3 protein-coding genes, 2 tRNA genes and 1 rRNA gene are annotated in these 1,915 nt (G+C 40.6%); 5 read left to right on the top strand and 1 reads right to left on the bottom strand.

The annotated features are described in order from the left end of the window. Nucleotides 1–27 precede the first annotated feature (27 nt). The 5 genes from rrf to QTN95_RS20445 all read left to right on the top strand — a co-directional run bounded on the left by rrf (nt 28) and on the right by QTN95_RS20445 (nt 1,469). Nucleotides 28–144, top strand: a 5S ribosomal RNA gene (gene rrf, locus QTN95_RS20425). An 83-nt stretch (nt 145–227) separates the two neighbouring features. Further along, nucleotides 228–304 (top strand) — tRNA-Asp (locus tag QTN95_RS20430). Between the two features lie 63 nt (nt 305–367). Then, a tRNA-Trp gene (locus QTN95_RS20435) sits at nt 368–444 on the top strand. A 193-nt stretch (nt 445–637) separates the two neighbouring features. After that, nucleotides 638–994: a hypothetical protein gene (locus QTN95_RS20440; RefSeq protein WP_331418817.1), complete on the top strand. Its 357-nt coding sequence runs from the start codon at nt 638–640 to the stop codon at nt 992–994. Further along, nucleotides 960–1,469, top strand: a complete 510-nt coding sequence (locus QTN95_RS20445; protein ID WP_331418818.1) for a hypothetical protein — start codon at nt 960–962, stop codon at nt 1,467–1,469. Before QTN95_RS20440 ends, QTN95_RS20445 begins: the two co-directional genes overlap by 35 nt. Nucleotides 1,470–1,564: 95 nt before the next feature. On the opposite strand, the gene QTN95_RS20450 is transcribed toward QTN95_RS20445, so the two are convergent. Continuing rightward, entirely contained in the window at nt 1,565–1,690 is a 126-nt protein-coding gene (locus QTN95_RS20450) for a hypothetical protein (RefSeq protein ID WP_331418819.1), read from the bottom strand. Between the last annotated feature and the right edge of the window lie 225 nt (nt 1,691–1,915).

Here is a 1,915-nt window from a genome sequence, read left to right on the forward strand (position 1 = left end):
TAACAGCTTTCCAGATTAAAGAATTTGCTTGGCGACCATAGCGATTTGGACCCACCTGATTTCCATTCCGAACTCAGAAGTGAAACGAATTAGCGCCGATGGTAGTGTGGGGTTTCCCCATGTGAGAGTAGGACATCGCCAGGCTTTAATTTCGTTTTTAGATTTTAGACCTTTTTATTAAGGGAAAGTCTAAAGGCAAAAACTTAGACTTAGAGTCTAACCAGTGCGGAGCGGTAGTTCAGTTGGTTAGAATACCGGCCTGTCACGCCGGGGGTCGCGGGTTCGAGTCCCGTCCGCTCCGCCACTTATTTCGAAAACCTCGCTAATAGCGAGGTTTTTTCGAATCTAAAATCTGAAAAGATTCTACAGGGGTGTAGCTCCAATTGGCAGAGCAGCGGATTCCAAATCCGCGTGTTGGGAGTTCGAATCTCTCCACCCCTGCCATCTTCAATTGCATTTTTATGCAAATAAAAAGCCCAGTCGTTTGACTGGGCTTTTTCTATTTCTGGGTTCTTTCATTGTGAGTAATAATTTGCCCCTGAGTGATCTGCATTCATTATTCAAATACACACATAATTAGATTGTTCGTTATCATGTTATAACGACCTCGTTAGAATTCCCTATAATTGAGGTTTTTATGCCAGCACAAATGAAAGGAAACTTTTGTAATATCAAGGGTTTTAAGCCTTCTCAGCGCACTATGCGGGCAATCCGAGATATGAATGATGTAATTGAGATGGCGGGCTATTTGGATAAGATTATCCCCCTTATCCCTTTCTATCACATATTTGCAGGGCGAAAATCCTATACTGGCGTAGCTATTACTGCTGCTGGATGGAACGCATCGACTTATGAGTGGCGCACATTTAATGAGGCCATGATGGCCATCCCCAAAATTAAACGAGAGGCTTTAGAAAAAATAGCGCATCGTGAATCTTTAACAGCAACAGGAAAAGACTATGAGTTTTGGACATGTGTTTATAATTCGCTTTAATCTTGCTTTAGTGCTGCTATTCGCTTCGTTGAGTGCTAATGCTAATTTCGAAACAATGACAACTAAAGCCTTACAGTTCGAATATACAAAGGCTTATGAATCGCTTAATGAAAAACTTGAGCAGTGTTCTATATTGGGAGATTTAAGAACAATTGAAATTACGGATGAATGGCTCAAATCCCTTTCCAACCAAACACAGAGAATCGTTTTATTTGTTCTCGCGGGTAAAGCTGATAAACGTTGTGCTCAAGTAGAAGAAAGTCGTTATGTCCAAGCTATGTTTGAGTTGGCTGTCATCGGCGAAGATAACGCATTAAATGACTACATAAAGCTACAACAATATGGAAAGCTTGATGATGATGCTCTTAAGATCTTAAACAAGCTGAATCCGAGCGAATTACTAAGATTGTCACGTTTAGAAAAATACCAACAACCTTTTAATGCAATGACTTCTCTCAGTCCTGATAAGAAGTAGAGTGTGTTATCACTTGACGAGATACGTTCTTACCAAAATAGCATCGTGGTTTCATGAAACCACGATGCTATTACAGTAAAAATACACAACCAAACTTATTTACGCTTTCGACGTGTTTTTCGTTTGGTTGTCGCGTTCTTGGCTTTCACCACTCGACAGCCTTTTGCAAAGCGGTAACCTTTCTTGAGTGTGCCGTTAGCTTTTAAACCTGTTTTAGCCATTTTCTTTCTCCCATTCTAATTTCAAAATACGCTTGTCATGCTCTTGCTGTGTACGGGTTACTTTCAATAACAAGTAATACCAATCTGGAAAATTAACTGGTCAGGTTAATCCACTCCCTTTTGCACATCGTTTGCACCCTATCTGCGCTTTCCAAGAAGCCATTCCATGCTCTACATACCTTCTCGACAACATCGTTATAGTTCGTAAAACTTTGGTTGGCTAAA

The sequence above is a fragment of the Vibrio sp. M260112 genome, assembly GCF_036533775.1.
Taxonomy (GTDB): Bacteria; Pseudomonadota; Gammaproteobacteria; order Enterobacterales; family Vibrionaceae; genus Vibrio.